Raw genomic sequence first — 25,948 nt, forward strand, 5'->3', positions numbered from 1 at the left:
ACGGAGTTGACAACCTATATAGGAACACCCCCCAGTCCGTAGCCCGAGTCCCCTCTACCCGCGGTGGTGGGCGACGTCGTTGACGCAGCGGACCACACCGAATTCACCGAAGTAGTCCACGACAGAGATGCTGGCAAGATCCAAAAACAGGTGCTTGAACAGTTCGGCGTTCGCGCCGAGAGCCTGGCGGACCATGGATTTGATCGGGGTCATGTGGGTCACCACCAGCACGTTCTGGCCCTCGTAGCGCTCCTGAATTTTCAGTCGGGCGCGGGTGACGCGGCGGTGGAAGGCTGTCAGCGACTCACCGGCAGGGGGCGCGTTGTTTGGCGATTCCTGCCACGTCGCATACGTCTCCTCCCCCTTCGCAATCGCCTCGTCGCGGGTCAGGCCCTCGTAGTCGCCGAAGTCGAGCTCGCGGAAGCCCTCGTCAGTACGAACTTCAAGGCCAAGCACCTCGGCGGCGAACTGCGCGGTTTGCTGAGCGCGCGCTTGCGGGGAGGCAACGATGGCGTCGATGCGCCCGAACGTGCGCAGCGCCTCGGCGGCACGCTTCGCCTGGTCACGGCCGATATCGGTGAGGTCCGGGTTAGAAACGCCGGAAAAACGCATCTCGGCCGAGTGTTGCGTCTGCCCGTGCCGCAGCAGAATGAACCGCGTTCGCGGTTCGGAGTTTCCAGCCCAGTGGCCAGCGGCATCGCGCTTTTTCTTTTCGACGACCGGCCCCTCCGCCGGCTTCTCCTCTTGGGCCGAAGCCTTGCCACCGCCGCCCCACACGCCGGTGCCCTTCACAATCCCCGGCTTGTCGCCACGCGCGGCCGCGTCCATGGCCACGTTGGACAACTCGTCGGCCTTCTTGTTCTTGGCGCGCGGAACCCAGGTGTAGGTGACCTTCTCAAAGGAGGAGGCGAGGTCGCGGGCTTCCCGGGCGAGTTGTTGCATGTCCGGGTGTTTGATTTTCCACCGGCCGGTCATTTGCTCGACAACGAGCTTGGAGTCCATGAATACATCCACCCGCGTGGCGCCGACCTCGCGGCACGCCTCCAGCCCGCGGATCAGTCCGTAGTATTCGGCGACGTTGTTGGTGGACTTTTTGCCCACCACATACGCGATCTCACCGAGGGTTTCGCCGTCGGCGTCGTAGACCACGGAGCCGGATCCAGCGACCCCCGGGTTTCCGCGGGAGCCGCCGTCGCAGTACATCTTGACCTGCATTTAAACCTCGTCGGTGGCTGGGTTCACGCGCACGAGCAGGGTGCCGCAGTTCGGGCAAGCCGGCAGGGTGTCCTCCGGTTCGGCGAGCACTTCGGCGCGCTCGGACGGCGGGAGTTGGATGAAGCAGCCGCCGCAGGCGCGGCCGTTGAACTTGGCGGCGCCGATGTCGTCGTACGCCTTCAGCACGTCCTCCGGCAGGCGGGAACGCAGCGCGTCGGTGTCCACCGCTTCTTCTTCCGGCAACGCATCGACGGCGCGCTGGGCGGCCTCGACCTTGCGGTTGAGTTCATCGACGCGGGCGGCGTGAATGTCGCGGTTGTTGCGCAGCGCAGCGATCTCGTTGTGGGCTTCCTTGAGTTCGTAGAGCAGGTCCGCGATGCGCGACTTCGCGGCGTAGCGGTCGTGCTCCAGGTCCTTGCGACGCTCCGGGTCGGTCTCTGCACTGAGCTGGCGCTTGTCGTCGAGTTCGCGCTTCTTCAGTTTCCGCTCGTCTTCCTGGATGCGCAGGATTTCTAGTTCCATGTCATCCACGGCCAGTTGGGCGGAGGCGGAAGCCTCGGTCATGCGCGTGCGTTCGTCGAGAAGCTTCTGTAGCTCTTGGACTTCGGGACGAACGCGCGTCTGGCCCTTGGCGGCGTCGGCGAGCGCGAGCTCCAGGAGGACGGGTTGCAGGTCTTGGGATAGGTGCATCGGTACTCCTTTAGTTCGCGGGGTGCGCGGACACGGTCCAGGGATCCGTGCGGATGTGCAGGATCTCGGTGTCCACGCCTAGAGGGGCCACGATACTCTCTGCCTGCTCGGTCCAGGGAAACTCGCTGGCCCAGTGGGCGGTATCGATCACGGCAGGCCCACCGGCGCGCAGGTGCTCGTCGACCGGGTGGTGGCGCAAATCGGAGGTGACATACACGTCCACACCGAGCTTGGACACATCCGAAAGGAACGAGTCGCCGGAGCCGGAGGACACCGCGACCTTTTGCACGATCTGGTCCGGATCGCCGGCGGCGCGCACGCCCCAGGCGGTCTCCGGCAGGGCGTTGGCCACCTGTTGGGTGAACTCGCGCAGGGTCATCGGCTCCGGGAGCGTGCCGATGCGCCCGAGGCCCGTCGCGTTGTCCAAATCCGCGGTGTGCTCCACCTGCACGATGTCGAACGCCGGCTCCTCGTACGGATGGTGCGCGCGCAGCGTATCGACGAGACCACGCCGCAACCTCGCCGGCGCCACAAACTCCACCCGTAGCTCCCGGGCGGTGTAGTGCTCGCCGACCGTGCCGTCGGTGGGGTCAGCGCCCTCGACCGGGGTGAACTCGCCGGTGCCCTCGGTGGTGAAGGCGCACTCGCGGTAGTTTCCAATCTCGCCTGCGCCGGCCTCGAACAGGGCGCGCTTCAGGGCGTCGACATCCGCGGGTGGGACGTGGACGCCCCAGCGGTCGGTGGCGTCGAGAAGCACCGGCTTGATCGGACGCCCTGGGGTGATGCCGACGAGTTCGGCGAGTTTGTCCGACACACCCGGGCGCGCTGAATCAGCGTTCGTGTGCGCGGCGAACAGCGCGCATCCGCCAGCCAGCAACGTGTGGATAACCTTGCCTTTCGGGGTGTTCGCCGCCACTGAATGCACACCACGCAGCAGCAACGGGTGGTGCACAACCAACAGTTGCGCACCCTGTGCCACGGCCCGCTCAGCCACCTCCAGCGTGCAATCCAACGCGAACGCAACCTTGGTCACCTCAGCGTCAGGGTCGCCGCAGACCAGCCCAACCTGGTCCCAACTTTCCGCCAGCGCCGGCGGGTAGGCAGCCTCGAGGGCATCAACAACGTTTTGCACAGTCACAGCAGTCATGGCAGCAAGCCTACAAATTTGGAACAGTGGTGAGGTGTGAACACCACATTGCTTTTCGATGTCGACGGCACCCTCATCGACTCCTTCCCCGGCATCCGCCACGGATTCCTCCTCGGATTAGAGTCCGTGGGCTGGGACAAACCCAACGAGGAGTTCATCAAACGCATCCCCGGCCCACCCATGCCGGAATCGATGCGCTCGCTCGGCATGTCGCCTGACCAGGTCGAACAAGCCATGCAGGCCTACTCCGCCTACATGTCCACCGAAGGCTGGCAACGCTTCGAAGTCTTCGACGGCATGGCCGACCTGCTGGCCAGGTTGAAGGGGGAAGGTTTTGGGGTGTGCACGGCGACGTCGAAAAGCGAACGCTTCGCGCGAGCCGCCCTCGAGCGCGCAGGGATACTCGAGCACATCGACTTTTTGGGCGCTGCATCTAACGACGGCGTACGCGCCAAGAAGGCCGACGTGATCCGGTACGTGTTGGACAACGTCGCGCCTGAGCGGCCCCTGATGGTTGGTGATCGCACCCACGACTTCACCGGCGCCACTACCTTCGACATCCCAAGCGTCGCCGTGACCTGGGGATACGGCGCCGCACCCGAATGGGACGAGGCGGACTACGTAGCATCGGACGCAATCGAGTTGGAAAGGATCATCCGTGCTGCATATTGATTTCGTCTGCACCGGCAACATCTGCCGCTCCCCCATGGCGGAGGTCATCGTGCGCTCCAAATTGGAGGACGCGGGACTGGGCGATGCGGTGCGCGTGTCGTCGTCAGGCATCGGCGACTGGCACGTCGGACACAAAGCCGACGAACGCGCCCGCCGCGAACTGGCCAACCACGGCTACGACGGCGAAGCCCACCGCGCCCAACAGTTTGGCTACGAGCAGGAGCAAGCCGACCTGATCGTCGCGCTGGACACCAACCACGTGTCGGAGTTGGTCGTGCGCGGCGTGCCCGAAGAAAAGGTGCGGCTGCTGCGCTCCTTCGACCCCGCCGCACCTGAGGGCGCTGGCGTTGCCGACCCGTACTACGGCGGGCCCGAGGGCTTCACCGTGGTGCGCGAGCAGATCGAAGCCGCCGCCGACGGCATTATCCGCTGGGTGCGCGATCAGCTAGGCTAAGTGGGCGTGAATGCCAACAAGTCCTCCCAAAAGCCGTGGTGGCGCCAACTGCTCAACCCCGGCTGGATCATCGCGGCGATCGTCGTCGGCATTTTCTCCTACTTTGCCTTCACGTTCCTCGCGCCCTGGCAACTCGGCAAGAACGAACAGTTAGTCGAGCGCAACGAACACATCTCCGCGGCGTTCGACCACGATCCCGAACCGCTGGTGGACCGCCTGCCCGGCACCACGCTCGCACCCGCCGACGAATGGTCACGTGTGGTCGCCACCGGCCACTACACGGGCAACGACGTGTTGCTTCGCCTGCGTTCCGTCGACCGCACCCCTGCGTTCCAGGTGCTCACGCCGTTCACGCTTGACGACGGCCGCACCATCCTTGTCAACCGCGGCTGGGTCCCCGCCGAAGGCTCCACCGGTGTGCCGGACATCGACGCAGCACCTACCGGCGACGTCACCATCACTGGCATGCTGCGCGCCGGGGAAGCCGTCCACCCCACCGCGCCGATTCACGACCAGGGCTACGACATGGTCCACTCCATCAACCCCGCCCAGGTCGGGGAGCTGTCCGGCGTCGACACTGGCGCTGTCATGGTCGAGCCGTACATCCAACTGCTCTCAGACCAACCCGGCACCCTCACCGCCATCCCCCTGCCCCAACTCGAAACCGGCAACCACCTTTCCTACGGCCTCCAGTGGATCCTGTTCGGCGTCGCCGCCCCCGGCGCCCTGCTCTACTTCCTCTACTCCGAAAGCCGCGAACGCCGCCGCTTCGCCGAGGAACAGAAGCAACTGCTTAACGACGACACCGTGTCCGGCAGCGGCCCCGAGCCTTCCCCTGTCCCCGGCGAAGAAACCGCCCCGGCGCCGTCCGCTCAGACCCCGACTGCGGCTCCTACGCGTTCCCGCCAGCGCTACGGTTCTTCCCGCACCAACCCGTGGGCCAAGGCTTACGATAAGGAACAAGAACGCTAACTCTGTCCCATGGTCTCTGAAGGGGTTTTGATGTCGCTCGATTCCGTCCTCCGCACCCTCGCCGACGCCTTCGTCGTCCCCGCCTCGGGCGTCGAACCAGCCGATATTGAAGACGCCGCCTTCGACCACGCCGTCGCCTTCGCCAACCGCCCCTTCGCAACCTTGTCGCTTCTCACCGACCCCGAAGGCCAGCCCCTTTTCGCCCTGTCCGACGGCGGTACTTTGCCAGCCCGCGCCGGCTTAGCCTGCGCCGCGCTTGGCCACTCTCTCCACGACATCTCCATCGTCCCCGACTCCCCCACCGCCACCACCGGCTCCGCTCGGGTGCAGTTCTCCGAATGGGACGTCGCAGACGTGGAGTTCGACGGCAACACCCCGGCGTTCGAACTGGGCATCCTCGCCGCCATCGAGAACCGATCGCTCTAGGTACCGGTTCGGGTTAAGCGACAAAATGTGTGTCTGGATTCGTCGATTTGTTTGAGATGATCGGGGGTTTTCCTGAAAGTATATGCTCCTGGGGCTTATATCCGCGCCATGGTGACGAAAAACCGGGGGGTGACAGCAGCGTGTGGTAGGGGCTGGTGTTGGCTTGATCAATGCCGAAGAACAGACCACGCTGCCAATGCGGTGGGGAAATGAAACGCAACGGTAAGACCTCCGCCAACCGCAGCCGGTGACGGTGCAAAATGTGCGGCGCTTCCACCACCAAGCAGCTCCCCGATATCACCAACTCCGCTGCCTTCGCAGCATTTATCACCCACCTCACAACCGGTGCGAGCTTGGAAACCGCTGCCGCCGGAGCAGGATGTCATCCGCGTACGCTGCAACACCGGTTTGAACACTTCTGGCTAGTTGATGTCCCCGATCCCACGATCGGGCACGAAGGCTGGGTCTACGACCAGGTCTTTCTTGACGGCACCTACACCGCCGGCGGATGCTTGATTGTTGCTGCCACCTTGGATCACGTCATCGCTTGGCACTGGTGCACACGTGAAACCACCCGCGACTACCAACGACTGCTCGAACGTATCCCCGCGCCCCTGATCCCTGTCATTGACGGCGGCCAAGGCGCTGCCAGCGCAATCAAGGCATGCTGGCCCACAACGAAAGTGCAGCGCTGCCTCGTCCACACCCAACGCGTGGTGCGCCGGCACACCACCGCACGTCCCCGCACCGATGCAGGACGAGCGATTTACCAGATCGCGCTCAACCTCACGAAGATCACCGATCTTGACGAGGCGGCCGCGTGGGGTGCGCAACTGCACGAATACGGCACTATCTACCGTGACTGGATGAACCAGAAAACGTTCACAACCGACCCGGCGACACGGCAACGCGCCTGGTCATGGACTCATGAACGCACCCGCAAGGCCTACAACAGCCTCAACCACCTATGGCGGGGCAACTTACTGTTGGTCTACCTCGCCCCACCCGACGGTGTGCTCGACGCCAGCCGGATCAAAGCCACCAAACAGCCGGAAGGCGGAATCAACGCCCAGTTGAAACTGCTGGCCCGCACCCACCGGGGAAGATCCGGGAACATCAACGCCGCATGTTGGATTGGTGGCTCTACCTAAAAACGGAACTGCCTGACGACCCCGTTGAGATCGCTGGGCAGCCCAACTGGGGTCAGGACTAACTGGCCAAAGTATCCACCCTGACCCGAAACGAGAACCAAGCCGACCACGAAACTTCGACGACCAGCCTTCTACGAGGGCGCTATCGACACCAACTACACCCACTCAATCGGCATCCAAAAAGGCCACATCTAACCCTCGCGACACGCCGAGCTAGACACCCTTTTTGACCCTTAACGCTCAAATAGTAGTTATAGAATAGCGGCTCACGCAGGAAGCAAGAATTTGAATATACTAGTCTCTGTCTCGTTCACGGTATCTCACCAAGACTACGTACAAAATGCCCGCTAGAGCACCTGTAATCGATAAAATGGGACCTACGGACAAAATCGGATTAGACCACGCAGAAAGTGCTACCTGAATAATACTCAGGATAACACCTATAGCGATAATGATACCGATGACAACACGTAGCAAGCGCATTTATACCTACTGTGACCAACAAATTCCACCAGGGAAAAGTCTAATTCCTCGATTCCACGAACCGCAGATGCCTAAAATGCCAGATTCCGCCGCTAAGACTCCAGCAATAGCGCCAGCAAGAACCCCGCCTACACCTGTTTCTGCAGTAATTAACGCAGCTAACGCGGCAACACCAGCGCCAGCGGCGTACGCATTCTGGAGTGCAGATGCCGCGCAGCTATTTAGCAAGACACCGGGTGGTAGCTTTTGGAACCCATTCCGTCCTTGACATGCATCGTAAAACTGAATAGCCGGTTCGATAGCATCCGCTTCGCGTTCAAGAATCGCTAGGTCTGATTCGTCCGCGTCAACATTCCAGCCTTGCGCAAGAAGAGTTCCTGAGAACTCATTCAGTACACCAGAATCCACGTCTGGATCCGACTGAGCTGCTCGATAATCAAACCGTGCATGTTCAAAATCAACATACCTGTCCATCGCCCTAAAAGATGCCTCTTCAGCCACGGTGAGGTTCGAATCCTCGGCAAATAACATCTGCGCCTCAGCGACGTCAATTGGCTTTGCCGTTACCGTCGTAGGGGAGGAGATTCCTAGCGCCGATACCGAAAGTGCAACTGCCAATGCCCTTCTAAAGAGTAGGCGCATTCCTAACCTCTTTCTAGGAATATTCTGCGAGAGCTTGCTCTGTCGAGATGTCCTGCGAGCTCTTGCTCACTTAAGACACCTTGTGAGATGACGGTAACATATTCTTTCGCCCAATGAACGGCAGAGCATTAATGAGAATGTCACGCCGATAGCAGACACACATTTTGAGCCTTAACCCCTTAACCCCAGCCTGCGGACTCACACCAAGCTACGAAAAGGCCCCTCCGAAGAGGGGCCTTGACCTGGTGCGCCATGACGGGCTCGAACCGCCGACCTACTGGGTGTAAACCAGTTGCTCTTCCAGCTGAGCTAACGGCGCGCTACCCGGTAACACTACCAAAGCACGACCGGAAAAGGAAAACCTGCAGGCTAAGCGCCAAAAACTACCGTTTCGAGGCGGCGAGGCAAGAGCCCTGCCAGTCACCGAAGCGGTCGGCCTTGGTCTGCAGCAGACCGGCCAACTGGGCAGACTCTGCGATCAAGCCCGGGGCGACAACGCCTGGGAAGCCGGCACCAGGAGTCATCAGCCAGATACGGCCGCCGGAACCGAGGTTGCGGGTGGCGTCGACGAGTTCATCGACAAGGTCACCGTCGCCTTCACGGAACCAAAGGAGGACGAGGTCGCAGGGCTCGAGGGTGTCGTCGTCAAGAAGCATTGCTCCGATGGCATCCTCGATGGCTTCCGAGATGGACGAATCCGCATCCTCGCCCCAGCCGATCTCCTGAACGACAAGGTCGGGGCCAACCCCAAAACGGTCGGCGTAGGTGTCCACTCCTGTGGCACTCAAGTGTCTAAATCCTCCAGTTGTAGTTGTACGAATGCACGACAGCATACCGCCCCACCGTGCTCAATGGCGACAAACCAACAATTAGTCTCACCAAAAGCCATCCGATGTAAGAACTAGCGACCAAAAGAACGTATCCTTGTCGGTGTATTGCCCCGATGAACCCAGGAGGTTGAAGTGGCCGAAAAGGACACCGAGATGATCGATGGTCGCGTGAAGAACGCTTCTGACGTCGATACGAATATCCTGTCGCTGCGCGAAGGCGTAGCTTCCTACCTGCATGACGCGGACCCGGAGGAAACCCAAGAGTGGATGGACTCCCTCGACGGCCTGCTCGAGGAGTCCGACCCGGAGCGCGCCCGCTACCTCATGCTTCGCCTCATTGAGCGCGCCAACGCCAAGCGAGTACCACTGCCGGCGCTGTCCTCCACGGACCTGGTGAACACCATCCCAACCAAACTCGAGCCGGAATTCCCTGGCGACGAGCAAATTGAGAAGCGCTACCGCCGCTGGATGCGCTGGAACGCAGCCGTCATGGTGCACCGCGCACAGCGCCCCGGCATCGGCGTTGGCGGCCACATCTCCACCTACGCCTCCGCGGCAGCCCTCTACGAAGTTGGCTTCAACCACTTCTTCAAGGGCAAAGACGCACCACAGGGCGGCGACCAGATCTTCTTCCAGGGCCACGCATCCCCAGGCATGTACGCCCGCGCCTTCCTCGAAGGCCGCCTCTCCGAAGACGACCTGGACGGCTTCCGCCAGGAGCATTCCCGCGAGCAGGGCGGCCTGCCGTCCTACCCGCACCCGCACGGCATGCCGGGCTTCTGGGAGTTCCCAACCGTGTCCATGGGCCTTGGCCCAATGAACGCCATCTACCAGGCACGCTTTAACAAGTACCTGCAGGACCGCGGCATCAAGGACACCGACCAGCAGCACGTCTGGGCATTCCTTGGCGACGGCGAAATGGACGAGCCCGAATCCCGCGGTCTCATCCAGATGGCTTCCCTCTACGGTCTGGACAACCTCACCTTCGTGATCAACTGCAACCTGCAGCGTCTCGACGGCCCAGTGCGCGGCAACGGCCAAATCATCCAAGAACTGGAAAGCTTCTTCGTCGGTGCCGGCTGGAACGTCATCAAGGTCGTCTGGGGCCGCGAGTGGGACGAACTACTTGAGAAGGACGAGGACGGCGCACTCGTCCACATCATGAACACCACCAAGGACGGCGACTACCAGACCTTCAAGGCCAACGACGGCGCCTACGTCCGCGAACACTTCTTCGGCCGCGACGAGCGCACCAAGAAGCTCGTCGAAGACATGACCGACGAAGAGATCTGGAACCTGCGCCGCGGCGGCCACGACTACCGCAAGGTCTACGCCGCCTACAAGCGCGCCTTGGAGACCAAGGGCAAGCCGACCGTCATCCTCGCCCACACCGTCAAGGGCTACGGCCTCGGCCACAACTTCGAGGGCCGCAACGCAACCCACCAGATGAAGAAGCTGGCCCTGGAAGACCTGAAGCTCTTCCGCGACAAGCAGCAGATCCCGATTTCCGACGAAGAACTGGAAAAGGATCCGTACCTGCCGCCGTACTACCACCCGGGCGAGGACGCCGAGGAGATCAAGTACCTCAAGGCACGCCGCGAGGAACTCGGCGGCTACCTGCCGGAGCGTCGGGAGCAGTACACCCCACTCGAGCAGCCTGACTTTGAAAAGACCTTCAAGGCCCTGTTCAAGGACTCCGGCAAGCAGGAAGTCGCCTCCACCATGGCGCTCGTGCGCACGTTCAAGGCGATCATGCGCGACAAGGAGATCGGCAAGCGCATCGTCCCGATCATCCCGGACGAGGCCCGTACCTTCGGCCTCGACTCCTGGTTCCCGACCCAGAAGATCTACAACCCGCACGGCCAGAACTACGTGCCGGTCGACCACGACCTGCAGCTGTCCTACCGCGAGTCCACCGATGGCCAGATCCTGCACGAAGGCATCAACGAGGACGGCTCCTCCGCATCCTTCATCGCAGCAGCAACGTCGTACGCCACCCACGGCGAGCCGATGATCCCGATGTACATCTTCTACTCGATGTTCGGCTTCCAGCGCACCGGCGACAACTTCTGGGCCGCCGGCGACCAGATGGGCCGCGGCTTCATCGTCGGCGCAACCGCCGGCCGCACCACCCTCTTCGGAGAGGGCCTGCAGCACATGGACGGCCACTCCCCGATTCTGGCATCCACCAACCCGGCCGTCATCCCGTACGACCCGGCGTTCGCCTACGAGATGCCGTACATCATCTCCAAGGGCATCGAGCGCATGTACGGCCAGGGCGCGGACAAGGACGAGGACGTGATGTACTACATCACCGTCTACAACCAGCCGCACCACCAGCCGGCACGCCCGGACAACCTCGACGTTGAGGGCCTGCACAAGGGCATCTACCTTTACGACGAAGGCAAGGACCTCGAACACAAGGTCTCCCTGCTCGCCTCCGGCGTGGGTATGCAGCAGGCACTTCGCGCACAGGAGATCCTGCAGGAGAAGTACAACGTCGGTGCCGCGATCTACTCCGTCACCTCCTGGACCGAACTCGCCCGCGAGGGTCAGCGCAAGGCTGCCGAGCAGCTCCGCAACCCGGGCGAAGAGGTCGAAGAGGCATTTGCTACCAAGCAGCTCAAGCAGACCGAAGGCCCGTACATCGCGACCTCCGATTTCGCTTCCGACCTGCAGGAGCAGATCCGCGCCTACGTCCCGGGCCAGTACATCGTGCTTGGTGCCGACGGCTTCGGTTTCGCCGACACCCGCGAAGCCGCCCGCCGCTACTTCAACATCGACGCCGAGTCCATGGCCGTCGCCGCCCTGATGGGCCTGGCCAACGAAGGCAAGATCGATCGCGATGTTGTGGCGAAGGCTGCAAAGGATCTGAAGATCGACGATCCGACCGCCGCGAAGCCGACCCTCGACTCCGACGACGAGGGCCCGGAGAACGCCGCCGAGTAGTTCTCTGACCTCCACCGCCCCGGCCTGTTTTCATTGGCTGGGGCGGTTTTCGTTGTGTGAGGTGGCTCGTCTTTCCGCCTGCCACCCTTTCCGAAAATAGTTCCCCGGCCGGGAACTTTCTTCGGTTTTGGAACTTTCCGCAGCTGCGTTTCCCCAGGTCGCCGATTTTGTGAGCCGCGCGGAGCCAAAATAGTTCCACAAATCGGCGCGGACCCGGGAACTATTTTGGCCAGGAGCAGATGCTCCTGACAGACTTCACATCGGCGCCCACCTCAAAACCCGCTGACCTGCGACGATTCCCGGCGCTGACAGATTCTGCCGGAATGTGTCAGAAACCTCGGCGGCAGGTGGCTGTCGCAGGCGCGGTCGCGCCGGCCCTACCCTCGCGCCAGGGCGATGACGCGCTCGATGGCGGCGGTGACGGCGTCGGGGTCGTCGAGAGGCGGCATGTGCCCTGACTCGGGCAGGATTTGGAAGTAGGCGCCCGGCCAGATCGCGGCGAGTTCGGCGGATTGGCTGACGGGGGCGACGTTGTCGCGGTCGCCGACGAGGATGTAGCCGGGGATGGTGGCCAGGACGGCGGCGGCGCCGCGTTCGGAGTGGGTTTGGAGGTCGTCGAAGAAGCCTCGATAGGTGGCGAGCGGCGTGGCTTTGATCATGCGGGCGTGGAATTTGATCAGGGACCACGGCACGGGCCGGAAGTAGAACCAGCGTGCGAGGATCGGGGCGATCATGTCGGTGACCAGGCGCCGAATGCCTTCGGCGGCGTGCGGCAGCCTATCCACAAACCACCCCAGGGACCGGCCAAATCCCCCACCGAGGAGGCGCGGTAGGCCGCGGGCGGTGAAGGGGTCGACGGTGCTGGAGATTTGCACGGATCCGACCCAGTTGAACCGGTGGCGGCGCATGAGCGACAGGGAGATCGGACCGCCGAGGGAGTGTCCGACGGTGATGAGGGGGTCGTCGATACCGAGGTGGCGTAGGACGGCGGCGATGTCGTCGGCGGCGGCGTCGATGGTGAGCAGACTGGGGTCGGCGTAGCCGGTTTTGCCGTGGCCGCGGACGTCGACAAGGATTTGGCGCACGCCGGCAATGGCTTCGACCTGCAGTTTGTATTCGGCGGCGGCGATGTTGAAGCCGTGTGCGTAGACGACGGTCAGGCCGGCGTCGCGGGGGCCGACGTCGTAGTAGTGGATGGTGATGCCGTCGCGGTCAAGGGTGCCGGTGCGCATCATAATCCGAGTTGTCCCAGGTAGGGCATGGCGGCGAAGCCGATGCCGACGATGACGGCGAGGATGCCGAAGACCAGCGCGACTATTTGCAGCGGCGTCGATCCTGCAGGCGCAGGCACCGGCGCAGGCACGGGCGTTTGCTTCTCGACGACCCCACGTCCCGTATTCGTCACCCTCGCCGTCGTCGAACGCTTCGAGCCGTCGGCGAACGTGGCGGTCACGTCAAGGTTCGCGCTGTCGTAGGAGTCCTTGGGCAGGGTCACGGTAATCGCCCCGGTCTTCTGGTCAACCGAGTCGTAGGTGCCCTTGACCTCCCACGTCGCGTCGTTAGGAAGGTCCAGGTGGCGGACGTTGGTCGGGGTGAGCGTTACGGTTTGGCCGGGGTCGGCCTCGGCGGAGTCGTATTCCGGATCGTACAGAAACGCGTGGTCCGGGATTAAGGTGACCTCGGGGAAATAGAGGTCCGTCGAGTTGTCCGGAAAGTGCACCCGCACCGGAATCTGCTGCGTGTTCTCGCCGCGCTGCACCGGCGTATCGCCATTCAGGTTGAGGTTGACCCGGAGTTTGTCGTCCACCTTGTCCACCTGAAAGCGGTGGCGGATCGTGTTCTCCCCGGTCAGGCTCCACCGCGCCCCCTCCGGCACGTCCTTCAACTCCAGGTAAACGGGGTTGGTGTAGTAGTCGCCCGGCGGGCCGTACACGTGCGATGTCTCCGGCGCGAAGTACGGCTTGTACGTTTCCGCCATCGTTGCGGCGCCGGCGACGGGGGCGACGAGGCTGGTGATCACAACGGCTGCTGCCGGAACTGCGAGGCGGTGCATGGGCCTATCATAACGGCATGGAACTTTCGCAACGCTTGGATCTCGGTGGCCTCCAACTCGAGGAGGAAACCCCGGCAGACACGTTTGCTCGTCTCGCGGGATTGGTTGAGGAGGTGACGGGTGTCGTCGTCAAGCAAAGCTCGCGTTTCGACGACACCGCAATCGCCTCCCTCGACCGCATCGAACTCGCCGTGCGGATCGAGGAGACTTTCGGCGTGCGTATCGACGACACCGTGCTCACCGACCACCCCACCGCCGGCGAACTCGCCGACTACCTGGAGGAACACGAATGATCTCGTACCTGACCGACATGGACGGCGTCCTGCACAAGGAAGGTGCCGTCATCCCCGGCGCGAAGGAGTTCATCTCCACCCTGCGCGATGAGGAAATCGAGTTCATGGTGCTGACCAACAACTCGATGCAAACCCCGCGCGACCTCTCCGCGAAACTGCAACGCATGGGCCTGGACATCGAACCGGAACGGATCTGGACCTCGGCGACGGCGACCGCGAAGTTTCTCTCGCAGCAAGCCGGTGAAGCCTCCGCGTACGTCATCGGCGAGGCCGGCCTGACCACGGCCCTGCACGAAATCGGCTGGATTCTTACCGACGCGGACCCCGACTTCGTCGTACTCGGCGAGACCCGCACCTACTCCTTCGAAGCGCTCACCACCGCCTCGAACCTGATCCGGCGCGGCTCGCGCTTCATTGCGACGAACCCCGACCTGACCGGCCCCGGCCCGAACGGAGTCGTCCCCGCAACCGGTTCCGTCGCCGCCATGATCACCGCCGTGACCGGCATGCGCCCCTACTACGTGGGCAAACCCAACCCCGTCATGATGCGCTCCGCACTGAACAACATCGGCGCCCACTCTGACAACACCGTCATGATCGGCGACCGCATGGACACCGACGTGAAATCCGGCCTCGAAGCCGGCATGCGCACCGTACTTGTGCGCTCCGGCATTAGCGACGACGCCGAGATCGCCCGCTACCCCTACCGCCCCACCGCCGTGTTCGACTCGGTGGCGGACCTGGTGGATCGCATCCACGACCCCTTCGGCGACGGCAAGTACACCGACGCCGACTAGGGCGCGCCTCCTTACACCGCCGAGTCGGAGCCGGCGATATAGAAGCGCTGCTTGTTCACAAACTCGTCCATGCCCAGTGGGCCCAGTTCGCGGCCCAGACCGGAAGCCTTCACACCGCCGAACGGCAGCTCGGCGCCGCGGGCCTGCGGGATGTTGACGTGGATCATGCCGGTGTCCACCTTGTCGGCAACGCGCTTGGCGCGCTCGACGTCCTCGGACATCACGGCGCCGCCGAGGCCGTAGCGGGAGTTGTTGGCCACCTCAATGGCCTCCTCCTCAGAGGACACCTTGTATACCTCGGCGACGGGGCCGAAGAACTCCTCGTAGTAGGAGTCGGAACCGACCGGGATGTCGGTGATCACGGCCGGGGTGATGTAGGCGCCCTTGCCGGTGACCTCGCCGCCAACGCGCAGGTTCGCGCCTTCAGAGACGGCGATCTTCAGCTGCTGGGCGAGGTTTTCGGCGGCGTCGCGCGAGGACAGCGGGTAGTAACGGCCCTTCTCCGGGTTGAGCGGATCGCCGGCTTCGCACTTGGAAGCGAGGGAGACGAGTTCGTCGACGAATTCGTCGTAAATGTCCTCCATCACGATCATGCGCTTGTTGGAGGTGCAGGCCTGGCCGGTGTTGGAAATGCGCTTGTTCCAGGCGGTTTTCGCGGCGGCCGGGACGTCGGTGGAGTCGAGCACGATGTAGGCGTCGGTGCCGCCCAGCTCGAGCACGCACTTCTTCAGCGCCTGGCCGGCCTGGGAGGCGATGGCACGCCCGGCGCGCTCGGAGCCAGTGAGGGAAACGCCTTGGACGCGGTCGTCGTTAATAATGCGCGAAATTTGCGTGTGCTTCGCGTACAGATTCGTGAACAGCCCCTTGGGCGCGCCGGCCTCCTCGAAAATCTTCTGGATCGCCTCCGCCGAACGCGGGCAGATCTCCGCGTGCTTGACCAGCACGACGTTGCCGGCCATCAGCGCGGGCGCGGCGAAGCGCGCAACCTGGTAATACGGGTAATTCCACGGCATGATGCCCAGGATCACGCCGAACGGAACCTTGCGCATAATCGACGTGCCGCCACGCTTGTTCGGGATCTCCTCGTCAGCCCCGAACTCGGCGCCGTTGTCGGCGTAGTAATTGAAAATCTCGACTACGTCGTCGATTTCGCCGTCGCCCTGGTCGACCGGCTTGCCCATCTCTTCGGCGATGATGCGGGTGAGTTCGTCGCGTTTGTCGTCGAAAAGCTTCGCGACCTTCCGCAGCACCTCCGCACGCTCCTCAAACGGCTTCTCGCGCCACTCCTTAAACGTGTCGTTTGCAGTGGTCAGGGCGGTGTCGAGGGCGTCGTCGCTAATAAAATCGTATGTTGCGACGATCTCGTTATTTACAGGATTTTGTACTCGGTATTTAGTAGACATGCGCCCCATGGTACGAGCGCTGCGTCAGCCTCGCCACGAAATTCTCCTCCGCCGCCAGGCGCTCAATCGCGCGCCGAAACGGCTCAATCTCCGCCTCCGTCGCACGGATCTGCTCCTGGCACGAGTACGTGCGATCCGGCCGCCGCTGCCAGCGCGTGAACCAGACCTCGCCCGGCTCGCCTTCGGGCAATAAGAGCATTTGCTTCTCGACGACCCCACGCACCCGCCCCAACATCCCCTCAATGTGGAGCGTCCACGTGAGTCGATTGCGTGTCGGACGGCACGCGCGGGGCGCAGCCAGTGTTGTCGTCATTGGTGGGGACCCTTCTGTGCTTGAAAGTGGCGCACTCCTGCCCCGGTGACTAAGCGGGACGCCGCGTCGGACGGTTCACCGCACCCAGGCTGCGCGCCTGATTCGGCTGACGTATCCGTGTCCGGGTGACTAGCCCGGGCGGCGGAGTGCGAGACGAGAGGTTCGTCTTCCCCAACGGCCTCTGGTTGCTCTTTGAGCCCTTCCGGCTCGCGACCGATCTTGCGTCACACGAGTCACCCTGAGCAACCCTCAACCGCTGCTTGATCCCCCTATTTGCTCGACCTCGGGTTGAGGTTTAGTGGCGCGGTTTTGTTTACATCCAAATGAATTTAGGCGAACTGGCTAAGGGGAAATGCGATATAAAATTGATTTATGGAACAGAAGGAAGCTGCCCAAACCAATCCGGTGGAGGTTTTCGCGCGCGAAGTCCAGGAAGCATGCGAAACCTTACTCAAGACGAACACACCTCGGGAGTCCAACAGCCCTTGCGTTAGAGCAAAGAAGCTCCGCTTGAAAGCGATACGCCGGTACAAAGACCCTGCTGTTTTGGACTTGAGCAACGACTTCACACTCATTTATGCGGAAAATGGAGTTGGAAAGAGCACTCTGGCGGAGGCATTGGAGCTGATTCAGTCTGGCGAAACTAGCCGACCCGAATTTACTGGACTAAAAAATGAAACTAAGCTCCAAGATTCCTTACCCAGCTGGGGCATGAAAGAGTCCGACCTTGAAGTCACGTTGGAGTTTCAAGACGGCCATCAAGATACGTTTAAATTCGATGGTGTCTCGGACAATCCACGCAGTACCTTTAAAACAGTTTCACGATCAAACGTTCGACAGCGTGTCACCAGTGGCACAAATGACAGATACACCACCTTACTGCAGATTGCGAACATCGAAGAAGCAATCCCCGTATTTGAACGGCTCACCGACCTACAAAATCTCGCAAAGAAACACCTCGACAGCCTCAAAATTGACCGAAACAATTTCGGAAAAGCCCTAGAGTCCGCCGGGATTTCTAAGGAAATTTCGAAACTAGATCCATCTTTTATGACTTCAGGTAACGACGATCTTGAACAAGAGCTGGATCGCGCTTATAAGCGAAAAAGCCAGCTGTCAGAGGCGCAACGTTCGCTGCAAAGTGCTAAAGGCAAATGCGATCCCCTTTTGCTCCCACCCCCTCTCGAATATGTGGAAGAGCCTAAAGAGAGCGGTAAAGGCCTTTCGCTCACTATACTTCGCGAGCTCAAAAGTATTCTATCCCCTGACGAAAAATGCCCAGTCTGCAAAACAGGTCTTGTCACCTCGGACAGGCTCTCCGAGATCAGTCAGACGCTAGACGACGAAGCATCACTCCTGGAGGCGCGTGCCAGATACGAATCCTTCTTAACCAAACTCGACGAGAGGAGCAATGCTGTAGCCGAGTTCAAGACGAGCATGGCAAACCTGGACCATGTTCGCAAAAAGGCACTTTCGCTACTCAATCAGGAAACGAATTTGCACACGACCGCCGAGGGTCAAACGGGTCACCCAACGACAGAAGTTGCTAACCTCGCGACGCTTTCAACCATGGAACTTTGCTTAGACACTGAACAACGCCTAGAGAATGCGATTGGCGAAATATCGAAAGAAATCGAAGATTTACAAAGCCAGGACATTCTCAAGAAAAGGATCGCATGGGAGCAATTGGGGAATGACGAAGCGTCGAGACGGAGTCGATTGTCAACTTATCAGCTTTATCCAACGCTTCTCTCAGATTTTGAATCGACGAAGGAGACACTTTCCGACCTAAAAGACAGAGTTCTCCTTCAAAAGATACAACCAATCCAGGAATCCATAGAAAAATGGTGGTCACTTATGGCGCCGGGTCACACCAATTTTGACCTCAAAGTCAATGTGAAAACTGGACTGGCGAAACCTAAGGTTGAATTTCTTTGTGTGCTCGCTGCAGAGGACGGAACTCAGAAACGCACCGAGAAGCATGCATTGGGGCATATGTCAGATTCTCAACTCGATCTGCTTTCCTTGGCTATTGAGTTCGCGGGGCATTCCGCAAACGACGGTCTCCTTTGGCTTGATGATCCGACTGACATGCTTGATGACCAGACGCGAAAAAGCTTCTGCATCAAGGCACTACCAGCGTTGATCGACCAGGGGGTACAGGTTGCGCTTGCTACACACAGCCGAGCGATTGTCCATCACTGTTGGGAAGCCGCCTATCTCGCTGAAGGCGGTGGTTTTGGAGATAGCTTCCGGCAGGTCAACATTGAGGTTCTAACACCAGAAGCTGGCACCTACCCCACCGCCCGTTTCGCTCCATCGGACATTGTCAGCGCACGCCGCAACGTAGCTGCGATTAAGAGAGAGATCCAAGATGGGAGAAAACAATGGTCTCTTGCCTCTAGGTCGATGTACACGAATCAACTGCGTCGATACGCAGAATTTGCTCTATCTTCCTCAATCGATCTCCTACTCCAGATCACTAACGGCGCCCCGTACCAGTCAGGTTTAAGTCTGGGCGATAATACGTCGACCCTCGACACGTACCGGACCCAACTTATCCAAATTCAAGATTTTTTGAGACGCATCATCATGCCCCACGCGTCTACCGGGCTGCAGCAAAATATGCAACATTCGTTTGACCGCCTGGTTAGCACCTCACTTCAGATATCTAACTCGATTCTGAACGAGGGAAGCCATGCTTCGACGTCCGTGCCCACCTTTACAGAATTGGAGGAAATCCACTCAACAATCGATCAAATGTGGCCCGAAGACAACGAGATTACTGTCGACCATTTGATCGCGCCACATTACTTCAAAGATTTGGTTGGGGATGGCTCTCTTGTTGAGGAATGGGACAAGATACTTACGGAAGTCCGGCAGGAGAATATCAGAATTGCGTCCAAAATGATCGAGCACCTCAAGGCAAAACTAGAGGAAGAGCAGGTTACGGATCGGCAAGAGGCCTAAACTTCGGTTAAATGGCGCGTCTTTCCCTACAGCAACCGCACGGCGAGGACGCCAAGGAAGATCACGACCAGCCCGACGAGACGCGTGGCGGTGAGCGGGTTCTTGCGGGCACCGAAGGCGCCGCGGGCCTCGAGGACCTGACCGGCGGCGATGGTGCCAGCGTTGAAGGCGATCACGGTCGTGCCGGTGCCGAGGATCGGTGAGAGGGTCGCGCCGGAGATCACGAAGATCGCGCCGACGAGGCCGCCGAGCCACATCCAGGCCGGGCCCGGCGTCGGCTTGCGGGTGAACTGCTTCGGTGAGGTGACAAACGCGGCGATCAGCAACAGCACCACGCCGACGGAGAGATTGATTTCGCCGGCGTGGAGGGAGGAGCCGGCGATCGTTCCTAGGTATCCGTTCACTGCGGTCTGCACCGCGGAGCCGACGCCGACTAAGACGCCCAAGAGGCGGAAGAGCCAGAGTTCGAGGCCGGTGGCGTCGCCAGATGCAGCGGCAGCAGCCGCGCCCTTCCCTGACTTGCCTGCGCGCAGCACCACAACGATGCCGACGAACACGACGATGGCGCCGGCGATGCGGGGCGGGGTGACGTCGATACGCGGTGCTCCGAACAACCCAAACCAGTCGATGATCAGGCCCATCACCACCTGCCCAAGGATCGGCAACACCACCGTCTGCACCGCGCCAAGGCGTGGAAACAGCAGAATGTTGCCCAGCACGAAGCACACGCCCATCACACCGCCGAGCCACGTCCACCACGGCGCGGACGTACCCGGCGCGAACTGTGGTAGCGGGTTGCCCTGCAGAATGGTGGTCGCCACGATAGCGACGAGCAACGCCACCGAAAACGAAATCAGCGCCGACACAACCGGATAGTTGCCCACGCTGAGACGCAGGCGCGAGTTGGCCGCGGTTTGAATTGGAATCAGCCCGCCGACGGCGAGCGCAACAAGGAGAAGCACCCGCCTATGGTTTCATACGGGTGGGTTACTTCTTGCGGTCGCCCGCACCTGAGTCCGCACCAGAGCCCGCACCGCCAGCGCCTCCCGGCCCGGTCGGGTCGATGTAGGCACGGTAGAGGGCGTCGAGGAATTCTTCGTGGGTGACGTTGCTGCGGTCGTCGATACGATTGCCCAGAATGTCGTGGATGTCTTTGCGCGTCGGCGCGTTCACGAGCATGCCGGGGCGTTGTGCGCGCTCGGCACGTTGGCGCAGGGCGCTGGGGGTGCGTGGGAGGCGGTCGCCGACGCGGTGTTTGATGCGGGTGAAGAAATCGTCGACGTTCGCCAGCGCCTCGATGCCGGGCACGTGCCAGCCGAACCAGTACGCCGCCACGCCGAGGCCGAAACCAATCAGAGCGGACACCGCGAGGCCCACGGACTCCAACCCCAGGTCGTAAAACAGTTGCACGCTAATCGACGCCACAATCGCCGGCACGACGTACCACTGGCGGTCGATAAGTATGGACGGGATCTGGCCGATCATCATCTCGCGAATCACCATGCCGCCCGTCGCCGTGAGCACACCCATGAGGATGCAGCCGAACCACGTGATGTCGGCACGCATCGCCGTCACCGTGCCCGTCACCGCCCACACGCCAACGATGATCATGTCGCCGTGGAAACGGAACAACTCCCACGTCAGCCCCGACAGCGGGATCAGAAACGCAAACAGCGACCCCACCAACGCCGTGCCGATGTACCAGGGGTTTTGCAACGCCGACGCGGGCGTGGCACCGATCAGGGCGTCGCGGATCATGCCGCCCGCCATGCCCGAAATGATGGAAATCAGCATGAAACCGACGGCGTCAAAGCGCAACCGCCTAGCGACGAGCCCACCCATCAGCGCATTCAAAAACACCCCAATAAGGTCCATCAAGGCAAACGAGAACCCCACGGCGGTGAACACGTTGTCGAAGTACATGCGCGTCATCGTAGTGGTTTACTCCTGTAATTCCCGGCGTTCGGTCCCGGGCGCCGGTGATGACGGTGTGGGACGTGTGCGTAGGTGTCGCCGGTTTGGCGTGGTTGCCGGTACCGCCAGACACGCTCGGACACACACATGGTGAGAATACAACGGTGAAGATGCCGATATTTTGCCGTCCTCACCGTTACGTTCTCACCATGTGTTGGGTGGGGTCGGGAAGGTGGCGTCGCAAAGCTAAACGGCACATCCAACACCGCGCATCTCGCCCAAAATCAGCGAAATGTGCCGTTTGGCCGAGAAGACGGGGCAGGCCTGCGCCCGAAGCGCCCCGCCCCTACCCCAGGCGCTGGACTGCGTCGACGACGAGGTCCCAGAAGCGCTCCACGTCCAGGCGCGTGGCCACGGACGTGTTGCAGTCGGACGGGTCGAGCACCCGGAAGTCCGCCACGGTCCGCCCGCGAGTCAGCGCACCCGACAGCTCCACGGACAGGGGCACGGCCACGGTTTCGACGACGGAGGGGTCGATGACGTAGGCGACGGCGCAGGGGTCGTGAACTGGTGGGTTGTCGAAGCCTTGGGCGTCTTTGTAGTTGCGGCGGAAGGCGTCGATGAGTCCGACGCAGAAGTCGCCGACGGAGGTGCCCAGCGCAGCGAAGCGCGACTCCACCTCCGGCGTCGCCAGCGCCTGGTGAGTGAGGTCCAGGCCAACCATGACCACCGGCCAGTCCTCGCCGAAGACGATCGCGGCGGCCTCGGGGTCCACCCACGTGTTGAACTCGGCAGACGCGGTCCAGTTGCCGGTGCCGTACGCCCCGCCCATGAGCACGACTTCGCGCACGCGCGAGACGATCCGCGGCTCCATGCGCACGGCCAGCGCGATGTTGGTCAGCGGCCCGGTCGGCACCAGCGTCACGGTGCCGGGTTCTTCGCGCATCAGCGTATCGACGATCCACCGCACCGCATGCTCATCCTCCACCCCAACCTCTGGTTCGGGCAGGTCGTAGCCGTGGATTTCCATGCCGGTATCGCCGTGGATGTCCTCGGCGGTGACGACCTCGTTGATGAGTGGTCGCGTCGCACCCCGATAGACGGGCACGTTGGTGGCCCCGGCGATGGTCAGCACCTGGAGTGCGTTGTGGGTGACTTTATCGATGGTGTGGTTGCCGCCGATCGTCGTTAAGCCAAGGAGCTCAATGTCTGGATTGCCAAGCGCGAGCAGGATGGCGACGGCGTCATCGTGGCCAGGGTCGCAGTCGATGATGATCTTACGCACGGGCAGCCACGTCCTCGGCGGCGAGCGTGTCCGGGATGGTCTCCGGCTTCGGGATCAGGAACGACGCTGCGAATGCGCAGCCGAGCAGGATTGCGCCGGCGATCATGCCTGCGCGGTAGCTACCGTTGGTGGCAGTGAACACGGCGAAGATGATCGTGAACGACAGGCCCGCGCCCAGGTTGAACGCGCCGCCGTTCAGCCCCGGCAGGTAGCCCTGGTTGTGCTTCGGCGCAAGCACGACGCCAAGCGAGCCGAGCATGATGTTGCCCATGCCGGCGTAGGTGATGCCGGCGAGGATCGACATGGCCAGCAGCAGCGCGGGCGTCGCATTGCCGACGACTACCACACCGAACAGCACCGACAACGCCGCACCCGCGATACCGATCTGCAGGATGATCTTGTAGCCCACGCGGCCGGCAAGCCAGCCGGCAATGGGGCCCATGACCAGGCCGGCGAGCGCGTACGGGGTAAGCGTCCACCAGGACACGACACCGGCGGACATGCCCGGGCCGGCCTCAGCGTCCTGCGCGAGGTTGGGCACGAGGCCGTTCATGACGGCGAACACACCAGTCATGGTGAGGGTGGTGGTGAGCAGCAGCGCCCAGGTGCGGCGCTGGGTGAGCAGTTCGGTGGACATCAGCGGGTGCGGGGTGGACTTCTCGGTGCGCCAGAACCACACCAGCGACGCCGCGCCGATGGCCAGCAGGATGATGACCATGACCCAGTTGGCGGCGGCGAGCTCGCCGGCCATGTTCAGCGCGGTCAGGATTGCGGCGGCACCGATAACCAGGCCGACAACGCCCTTCCAGTCCATCGGCTGCAACTCATTCGACTTGGTCTCCGGCACACCGAACTGCACGGCGAACACGGCGATGAGGGCGGAGGCGCCGATGACCCAGAAGAGGGAGCGGAAGCCGAAGGCGTCGGTAAGCCAGCCGCCCAGCAGCGCGTCCACACCCGCGATACCGCCGTTGACCGAGGTCAGAATGCCCACCAGGAACGCGAACTGCTTCTCCTCACGCACAGCCTGGCGCAGCATGACGGAGGTCAGCGCCACCGTCGGCCCGGACACGCCCTGGATGACACGGCCGATGAACAGCATGGTCACGTTCGTAGCCAGCGCCGCCACGACCGAGCCGATCACCGTGACCGCCATCATGGTCACCAACACCTTGCGACGCCCAATCAAGTCACCCCAACGCGGCATAAACAGCGCAAACACAGCCGCGGCGGTGAAGAACGCCGTCTGCGTCATGCCGATCTGCGCGGTGGTCGCGTCAAGTTCGACCTCCATGGTCGCCAGCGCCGGCGACAGCATGGACGCGTTGAGTTGGAATGCGAAGACAGCCACCAGCAGCGCTGTCATCAGGGGCACGACCTGATTGGTCGGAAGCTTCTGCCCCGCTGCTGGTAGCGAGGTGTTCGTCATAGTCATGCGTGCAGTGTAAAACAGCCCTCCGCGCACCGCCCGCCTCGGTTCCGGTGCGTCGCCGAGCATTGCGAGCGCCCCTCAAGCAGCGTCTTTCCGTTCATATGCAGGGCTCGATATGCGTAATCCCTGGTCACAGCGTTTCGGCTCAAATCGCTCGATTTTTCCGAAAACGCCCTCACCTGCAGTTACGCATATCGAGCCCTGCATATGAACAAATCCGCCGCGCCGCACGCGCGCAGGCGCCCTAGGACAGCGCGTCCCAGAGCGCCGTGTTGGTTTCCTGCCAGAGGGGTTTGGCCCAGTCGCCGAAGTCGCGGTCCGTGAGCACGACGCAGGCCTGGTCGCCGGCGACCCATAGGTAGGTGCCGGCCATGCCGAAGTGGCCGACGGTGTCGGCGGGCATGCCGTCGCCGGTCCAGTGCGGGGATTTCTCACCCTTGATCTCAAAACCGAGGCCCCACGGGCAGGGCTTTTGCATGCCATAACCGGGGACGACGCCGCGCAGGTCGCCGAACTGATTCGTAAACGCCTCGCGCACCGTCGACGGGTCAAGCAACCGAGGCTCGAGTAGTTCGGCGGCGAAGCGCGACAGGTCCGCGACGGTGGAGCGCCCGCCGTGGCCCGCCGAGCCGTAGATCTCGGTCGAGTCCATCCCGAGGGGTTCGAAAATGCCTTCGCGGGCGTAGTCGGCAAACGTGATGCCGGTGGTTTCCTCGACGATGTCGGCGAGGATTTCGTAACCGGCGGACGAATAGATGCGACGCTCCCCCGGCGCCTTTTGCGGTTCGCGGGAGTCGAAACCGACGCCAGCGGCATGCGAGAGGAGGTGGCGGATGGTGGCGTTTTCGGGGCGGGCGTCGTCGTCAAGCGAAAAAGCTCCTTCCTCAACCGCGAGGAGCACAGCGTACGCGGAGAGGAGTTTGGTCACGCTGGCCAGTTCGAAGACGCGCGCGGTGTCGCCGAACGACGCCTCTTGCCTACCGACGAGCGCGCCCGCCACATTGTCAACCGGCCAATCCTGGAAAAACTTCTCGAGCTGCATGGCCCCACCCTACGTGGCGGGTCATCGATATAGCCGGACATCCAGACTCGCGGTGTGGTCGACTTCCCCCATCCGCGTGTTCCACACATGCCGACGTTTCTTCTGCGCATCAAAGCCCGGCTGGATCTTCGACTGAAATCCAGGATCAGAGTCGTTGCGGGGAACGAACCAACTGGCTGTTTCAATCCGCGCGACTGTCTTTGGGTCGATTACGTGCAAATCGTGCACGGTATCTACGACCGGACCCATGTCACTATCGTGCGACGCCAAAACTACTAGATCAATGTCCGGATGCTGCGCAGCTAGCAATGTAGCGAGTCCCACCATCAGATCGACACCTTTCTCTTCAGGTGGTCCCGCCAACGTCTTCTTTCCATTGACATCCATGATCGGCTTACCTCGGCCATCGCGCTGGTACCGATATTTGAGCGGACGTAGGGTCACCTCGACTCCATCCGATTCCCAATTCCGTTTCTGATCCTGGTTTCGCCGATAGGCATCGGGATCATGAATCGAACTTGGTAAACCTCGAAAGACTTTCACCGAATCGAGTGTCGCAGGGGGCGTAGCGGAGTTGGCCGCGTTTCGAGCTGCAATAAGTCTCTTGGCAAAGGCTGCTGGGTCGAGCAACGCTTCATGAAGCCCGACGCCAGCATCGCGTGAAAAGACTTCCCAGCCTGTGATGTGCACATTCTGATAGTCGATAAGTACGACAGCATTTAAAGTGCTGCTCCCCCTCCGCTTTGGCATGAGCGACGGTAACGCGTTAATCATCTGATCCCCCCCGGAATTTAAAAACCCCGCCAATCCGTAGA

The 25,948-nt window shown here is 61.7% G+C and carries 24 protein-coding genes and 1 tRNA gene; 9 read left to right on the plus strand and 16 right to left on the minus strand.

Annotated features, from left to right (window positions below):
• Positions 1-54: 54 nt before the first annotated feature.
• Genes HMPREF3048_RS08490 through HMPREF3048_RS08500 form a run of 3 tightly spaced genes read right to left on the minus strand, consistent with a single transcriptional unit; the run spans position 55 to position 3,052 of the window.
• Positions 55-1,215, minus strand: a complete 1,161-nt coding sequence (locus tag HMPREF3048_RS08490; protein WP_070771870.1) for a bifunctional RNase H/acid phosphatase — start codon at positions 1,213-1,215, stop codon at positions 55-57.
• Positions 1,216-1,905, minus strand: a complete 690-nt coding sequence (locus HMPREF3048_RS08495; RefSeq protein ID WP_070422131.1) for a zinc ribbon domain-containing protein — start codon at positions 1,903-1,905, stop codon at positions 1,216-1,218.
• Positions 1,906-1,915: 10 nt separating this feature from the next.
• A complete protein-coding gene (locus tag HMPREF3048_RS08500) occupies positions 1,916-3,052 on the minus strand; it encodes a Nif3-like dinuclear metal center hexameric protein (RefSeq protein ID WP_070771871.1) in 1,137 nt (378 codons plus the stop codon).
• Positions 3,053-3,088: 36 nt separating this feature from the next.
• On the opposite strand from HMPREF3048_RS08500, the gene HMPREF3048_RS08505 reads away from it, so the two are divergent.
• From HMPREF3048_RS08505 to HMPREF3048_RS08525, 5 genes are all read left to right on the plus strand, one after another.
• Positions 3,089-3,724, plus strand: coding sequence for an HAD hydrolase-like protein (locus HMPREF3048_RS08505; protein WP_070771872.1), 636 nt, complete (start codon positions 3,089-3,091; stop codon positions 3,722-3,724).
• Entirely contained in the window at positions 3,711-4,178 is a 468-nt protein-coding gene (locus HMPREF3048_RS08510; RefSeq protein WP_070771873.1) for a low molecular weight protein-tyrosine-phosphatase, read from the plus strand. Before HMPREF3048_RS08505 ends, HMPREF3048_RS08510 begins: the two co-directional genes overlap by 14 nt.
• A 6-nt stretch (positions 4,179-4,184) precedes the next feature.
• On the plus strand, positions 4,185-5,150 hold the full coding sequence (locus tag HMPREF3048_RS08515; protein WP_246818882.1) for an SURF1 family cytochrome oxidase biogenesis protein: 966 nt from the start codon (positions 4,185-4,187) through the stop codon (positions 5,148-5,150).
• A 30-nt stretch (positions 5,151-5,180) separates the two neighbouring features.
• Complete coding sequence (locus HMPREF3048_RS08520) at positions 5,181-5,576, plus strand: hypothetical protein (RefSeq protein ID WP_070570161.1); 396 nt, start codon at positions 5,181-5,183, stop codon at positions 5,574-5,576.
• 260 nt (positions 5,577-5,836) lie between these two features.
• On the plus strand, positions 5,837-6,727 hold the full coding sequence (locus HMPREF3048_RS08525) for an IS1249 family transposase (RefSeq protein ID WP_256380740.1): 891 nt from the start codon (positions 5,837-5,839) through the stop codon (positions 6,725-6,727).
• Positions 6,728-7,216: 489 nt separating this feature from the next.
• Here HMPREF3048_RS08525 and HMPREF3048_RS12110 read toward each other — a convergent pair whose 3' ends face one another.
• From HMPREF3048_RS12110 to HMPREF3048_RS08535, 3 genes are all read right to left on the minus strand, one after another.
• Positions 7,217-7,828, minus strand: coding sequence for a hypothetical protein (locus tag HMPREF3048_RS12110; protein ID WP_141740818.1), 612 nt, complete (start codon positions 7,826-7,828; stop codon positions 7,217-7,219).
• A gap of 267 nt (positions 7,829-8,095) precedes the next feature.
• A tRNA-Val gene (locus HMPREF3048_RS08530) sits at positions 8,096-8,171 on the minus strand.
• A gap of 64 nt (positions 8,172-8,235) precedes the next feature.
• Positions 8,236-8,640 carry a DUF3052 domain-containing protein gene (locus HMPREF3048_RS08535; protein WP_244268623.1) on the minus strand — a complete coding sequence of 135 codons (405 nt, stop codon included), beginning with the start codon at positions 8,638-8,640 and terminating at the stop codon, positions 8,236-8,238.
• A 195-nt stretch (positions 8,641-8,835) separates the two neighbouring features.
• Here HMPREF3048_RS08535 and aceE point away from each other — a divergent pair, with 195 nt between their 5' ends.
• On the plus strand, positions 8,836-11,631 hold the full coding sequence (aceE, locus tag HMPREF3048_RS08540) for a pyruvate dehydrogenase (acetyl-transferring), homodimeric type (RefSeq protein WP_070771888.1): 2,796 nt from the start codon (positions 8,836-8,838) through the stop codon (positions 11,629-11,631).
• Positions 11,632-12,008: 377 nt separating this feature from the next.
• Here aceE and HMPREF3048_RS08545 read toward each other — a convergent pair whose 3' ends face one another.
• The gene (locus HMPREF3048_RS08545) at positions 12,009-12,866 is read right to left on the minus strand and encodes an alpha/beta fold hydrolase (protein WP_083284836.1); all 858 of its coding nucleotides are present in this window, start codon (positions 12,864-12,866) and stop codon (positions 12,009-12,011) included.
• Positions 12,863-13,684, minus strand: coding sequence for a YPDG domain-containing protein (locus HMPREF3048_RS08550; protein WP_070771875.1), 822 nt, complete (start codon positions 13,682-13,684; stop codon positions 12,863-12,865). Before HMPREF3048_RS08550 ends, HMPREF3048_RS08545 begins: the two co-directional genes overlap by 4 nt.
• 17 nt (positions 13,685-13,701) lie before the next feature.
• Here HMPREF3048_RS08550 and HMPREF3048_RS08555 point away from each other — a divergent pair, with 17 nt between their 5' ends.
• Both HMPREF3048_RS08555 and HMPREF3048_RS08560 read left to right on the plus strand, forming a co-directional pair.
• Positions 13,702-13,977: an acyl carrier protein gene (locus HMPREF3048_RS08555; protein WP_070614626.1), complete on the plus strand. Its 276-nt coding sequence runs from the start codon at positions 13,702-13,704 to the stop codon at positions 13,975-13,977.
• Positions 13,974-14,774 (plus strand): HAD-IIA family hydrolase, encoded by an 801-nt coding sequence (locus HMPREF3048_RS08560; protein ID WP_070771876.1) that lies wholly within the window; start codon positions 13,974-13,976, stop codon positions 14,772-14,774. The genes HMPREF3048_RS08555 and HMPREF3048_RS08560 overlap by 4 nt, the downstream gene beginning before the upstream one ends.
• Positions 14,775-14,785: 11 nt before the next feature.
• Here the strand turns inward: HMPREF3048_RS08560 and HMPREF3048_RS08565 are convergent, their stop codons facing one another.
• Both HMPREF3048_RS08565 and HMPREF3048_RS12115 read right to left on the minus strand, forming a co-directional pair.
• Positions 14,786-16,177: an NAD-dependent succinate-semialdehyde dehydrogenase gene (locus HMPREF3048_RS08565; RefSeq protein ID WP_070771889.1), complete on the minus strand. Its 1,392-nt coding sequence runs from the start codon at positions 16,175-16,177 to the stop codon at positions 14,786-14,788.
• Positions 16,167-16,376, minus strand: coding sequence for a hypothetical protein (locus HMPREF3048_RS12115; RefSeq protein WP_141758892.1), 210 nt, complete (start codon positions 16,374-16,376; stop codon positions 16,167-16,169). Before HMPREF3048_RS12115 ends, HMPREF3048_RS08565 begins: the two co-directional genes overlap by 11 nt.
• 486 nt (positions 16,377-16,862) lie before the next feature.
• Between HMPREF3048_RS12115 and HMPREF3048_RS08575 the strand changes: the two genes are divergently transcribed.
• The gene (locus HMPREF3048_RS08575) at positions 16,863-19,460 is read left to right on the plus strand and encodes an AAA family ATPase (protein ID WP_070771877.1); all 2,598 of its coding nucleotides are present in this window, start codon (positions 16,863-16,865) and stop codon (positions 19,458-19,460) included.
• Positions 19,461-19,486: 26 nt separating this feature from the next.
• Here HMPREF3048_RS08575 and HMPREF3048_RS08580 read toward each other — a convergent pair whose 3' ends face one another.
• The 6 genes from HMPREF3048_RS08580 to HMPREF3048_RS12120 all read right to left on the minus strand — a co-directional run bounded on the left by HMPREF3048_RS08580 (position 19,487) and on the right by HMPREF3048_RS12120 (position 25,907).
• Positions 19,487-20,422 carry a DMT family transporter gene (locus HMPREF3048_RS08580; protein ID WP_070614628.1) on the minus strand — a complete coding sequence of 312 codons (936 nt, stop codon included), beginning with the start codon at positions 20,420-20,422 and terminating at the stop codon, positions 19,487-19,489.
• A gap of 25 nt (positions 20,423-20,447) precedes the next feature.
• Positions 20,448-21,383 (minus strand): trimeric intracellular cation channel family protein, encoded by a 936-nt coding sequence (locus HMPREF3048_RS08585; RefSeq protein ID WP_168167348.1) that lies wholly within the window; start codon positions 21,381-21,383, stop codon positions 20,448-20,450.
• A gap of 337 nt (positions 21,384-21,720) precedes the next feature.
• Positions 21,721-22,659: a uridine-preferring nucleoside hydrolase UriH gene (locus HMPREF3048_RS08590; RefSeq protein WP_070771879.1), complete on the minus strand. Its 939-nt coding sequence runs from the start codon at positions 22,657-22,659 to the stop codon at positions 21,721-21,723.
• Positions 22,652-24,094, minus strand: a complete 1,443-nt coding sequence (locus HMPREF3048_RS08595) for a uridine transporter UriT (protein WP_371326168.1) — start codon at positions 24,092-24,094, stop codon at positions 22,652-22,654. The genes HMPREF3048_RS08590 and HMPREF3048_RS08595 overlap by 8 nt, the downstream gene beginning before the upstream one ends.
• 241 nt (positions 24,095-24,335) lie before the next feature.
• Positions 24,336-25,133, minus strand: a complete 798-nt coding sequence (locus HMPREF3048_RS08600; RefSeq protein ID WP_070771880.1) for a serine hydrolase domain-containing protein — start codon at positions 25,131-25,133, stop codon at positions 24,336-24,338.
• A gap of 21 nt (positions 25,134-25,154) precedes the next feature.
• The gene (locus tag HMPREF3048_RS12120) at positions 25,155-25,907 is read right to left on the minus strand and encodes an NYN domain-containing protein (protein ID WP_141758893.1); all 753 of its coding nucleotides are present in this window, start codon (positions 25,905-25,907) and stop codon (positions 25,155-25,157) included.
• Between the last annotated feature and the right edge of the window lie 41 nt (positions 25,908-25,948).

The sequence above is a fragment of the Corynebacterium sp. HMSC075D04 genome, assembly GCF_001815635.1.
In the GTDB taxonomy this organism is placed as follows: domain Bacteria; phylum Actinomycetota; class Actinomycetes; order Mycobacteriales; family Mycobacteriaceae; genus Corynebacterium; species Corynebacterium coyleae.

Bases quoted from the DNA above. Each gene is read 5' to 3' on its own strand.
- HMPREF3048_RS08500 (WP_070771871.1), bottom strand. From the start codon at position 3,052: ATGACTGCTGTGACTGTGCAAAACGTTGTTGATGCCCTCGAGGCTGCC.
- HMPREF3048_RS08490 (WP_070771870.1), bottom strand. From the start codon at position 1,215: ATGCAGGTCAAGATGTACTGCGACGGCGGCTCCCGCGGAAACCCGGGG.
- HMPREF3048_RS08595 (WP_371326168.1), bottom strand. From the start codon at position 24,094: ATGACTATGACGAACACCTCGCTACCAGCAGCGGGGCAGAAGCTTCCG.
- aceE (WP_070771888.1), top strand. From the start codon at position 8,836: ATGATCGATGGTCGCGTGAAGAACGCTTCTGACGTCGATACGAATATC.
- HMPREF3048_RS08525 (WP_256380740.1), top strand. From the start codon at position 5,837: ATGTGCGGCGCTTCCACCACCAAGCAGCTCCCCGATATCACCAACTCC.
- HMPREF3048_RS08550 (WP_070771875.1), bottom strand. From the start codon at position 13,684: ATGCACCGCCTCGCAGTTCCGGCAGCAGCCGTTGTGATCACCAGCCTC.
- HMPREF3048_RS08495 (WP_070422131.1), bottom strand. From the start codon at position 1,905: ATGCACCTATCCCAAGACCTGCAACCCGTCCTCCTGGAGCTCGCGCTC.
- HMPREF3048_RS08520 (WP_070570161.1), top strand. From the start codon at position 5,181: ATGTCGCTCGATTCCGTCCTCCGCACCCTCGCCGACGCCTTCGTCGTC.
- HMPREF3048_RS12120 (WP_141758893.1), bottom strand. From the start codon at position 25,907: ATGATTAACGCGTTACCGTCGCTCATGCCAAAGCGGAGGGGGAGCAGC.
- HMPREF3048_RS12115 (WP_141758892.1), bottom strand. From the start codon at position 16,376: ATGCTCTTATTGCCCGAAGGCGAGCCGGGCGAGGTCTGGTTCACGCGC.
- HMPREF3048_RS08555 (WP_070614626.1), top strand. From the start codon at position 13,702: ATGGAACTTTCGCAACGCTTGGATCTCGGTGGCCTCCAACTCGAGGAG.
- HMPREF3048_RS08575 (WP_070771877.1), top strand. From the start codon at position 16,863: ATGGAACAGAAGGAAGCTGCCCAAACCAATCCGGTGGAGGTTTTCGCG.
- HMPREF3048_RS08585 (WP_168167348.1), bottom strand. From the start codon at position 21,383: ATGTACTTCGACAACGTGTTCACCGCCGTGGGGTTCTCGTTTGCCTTG.
- HMPREF3048_RS08560 (WP_070771876.1), top strand. From the start codon at position 13,974: ATGATCTCGTACCTGACCGACATGGACGGCGTCCTGCACAAGGAAGGT.
- HMPREF3048_RS08565 (WP_070771889.1), bottom strand. From the start codon at position 16,177: ATGTCTACTAAATACCGAGTACAAAATCCTGTAAATAACGAGATCGTC.
- HMPREF3048_RS08600 (WP_070771880.1), bottom strand. From the start codon at position 25,133: ATGCAGCTCGAGAAGTTTTTCCAGGATTGGCCGGTTGACAATGTGGCG.
- HMPREF3048_RS08545 (WP_083284836.1), bottom strand. From the start codon at position 12,866: ATGATGCGCACCGGCACCCTTGACCGCGACGGCATCACCATCCACTAC.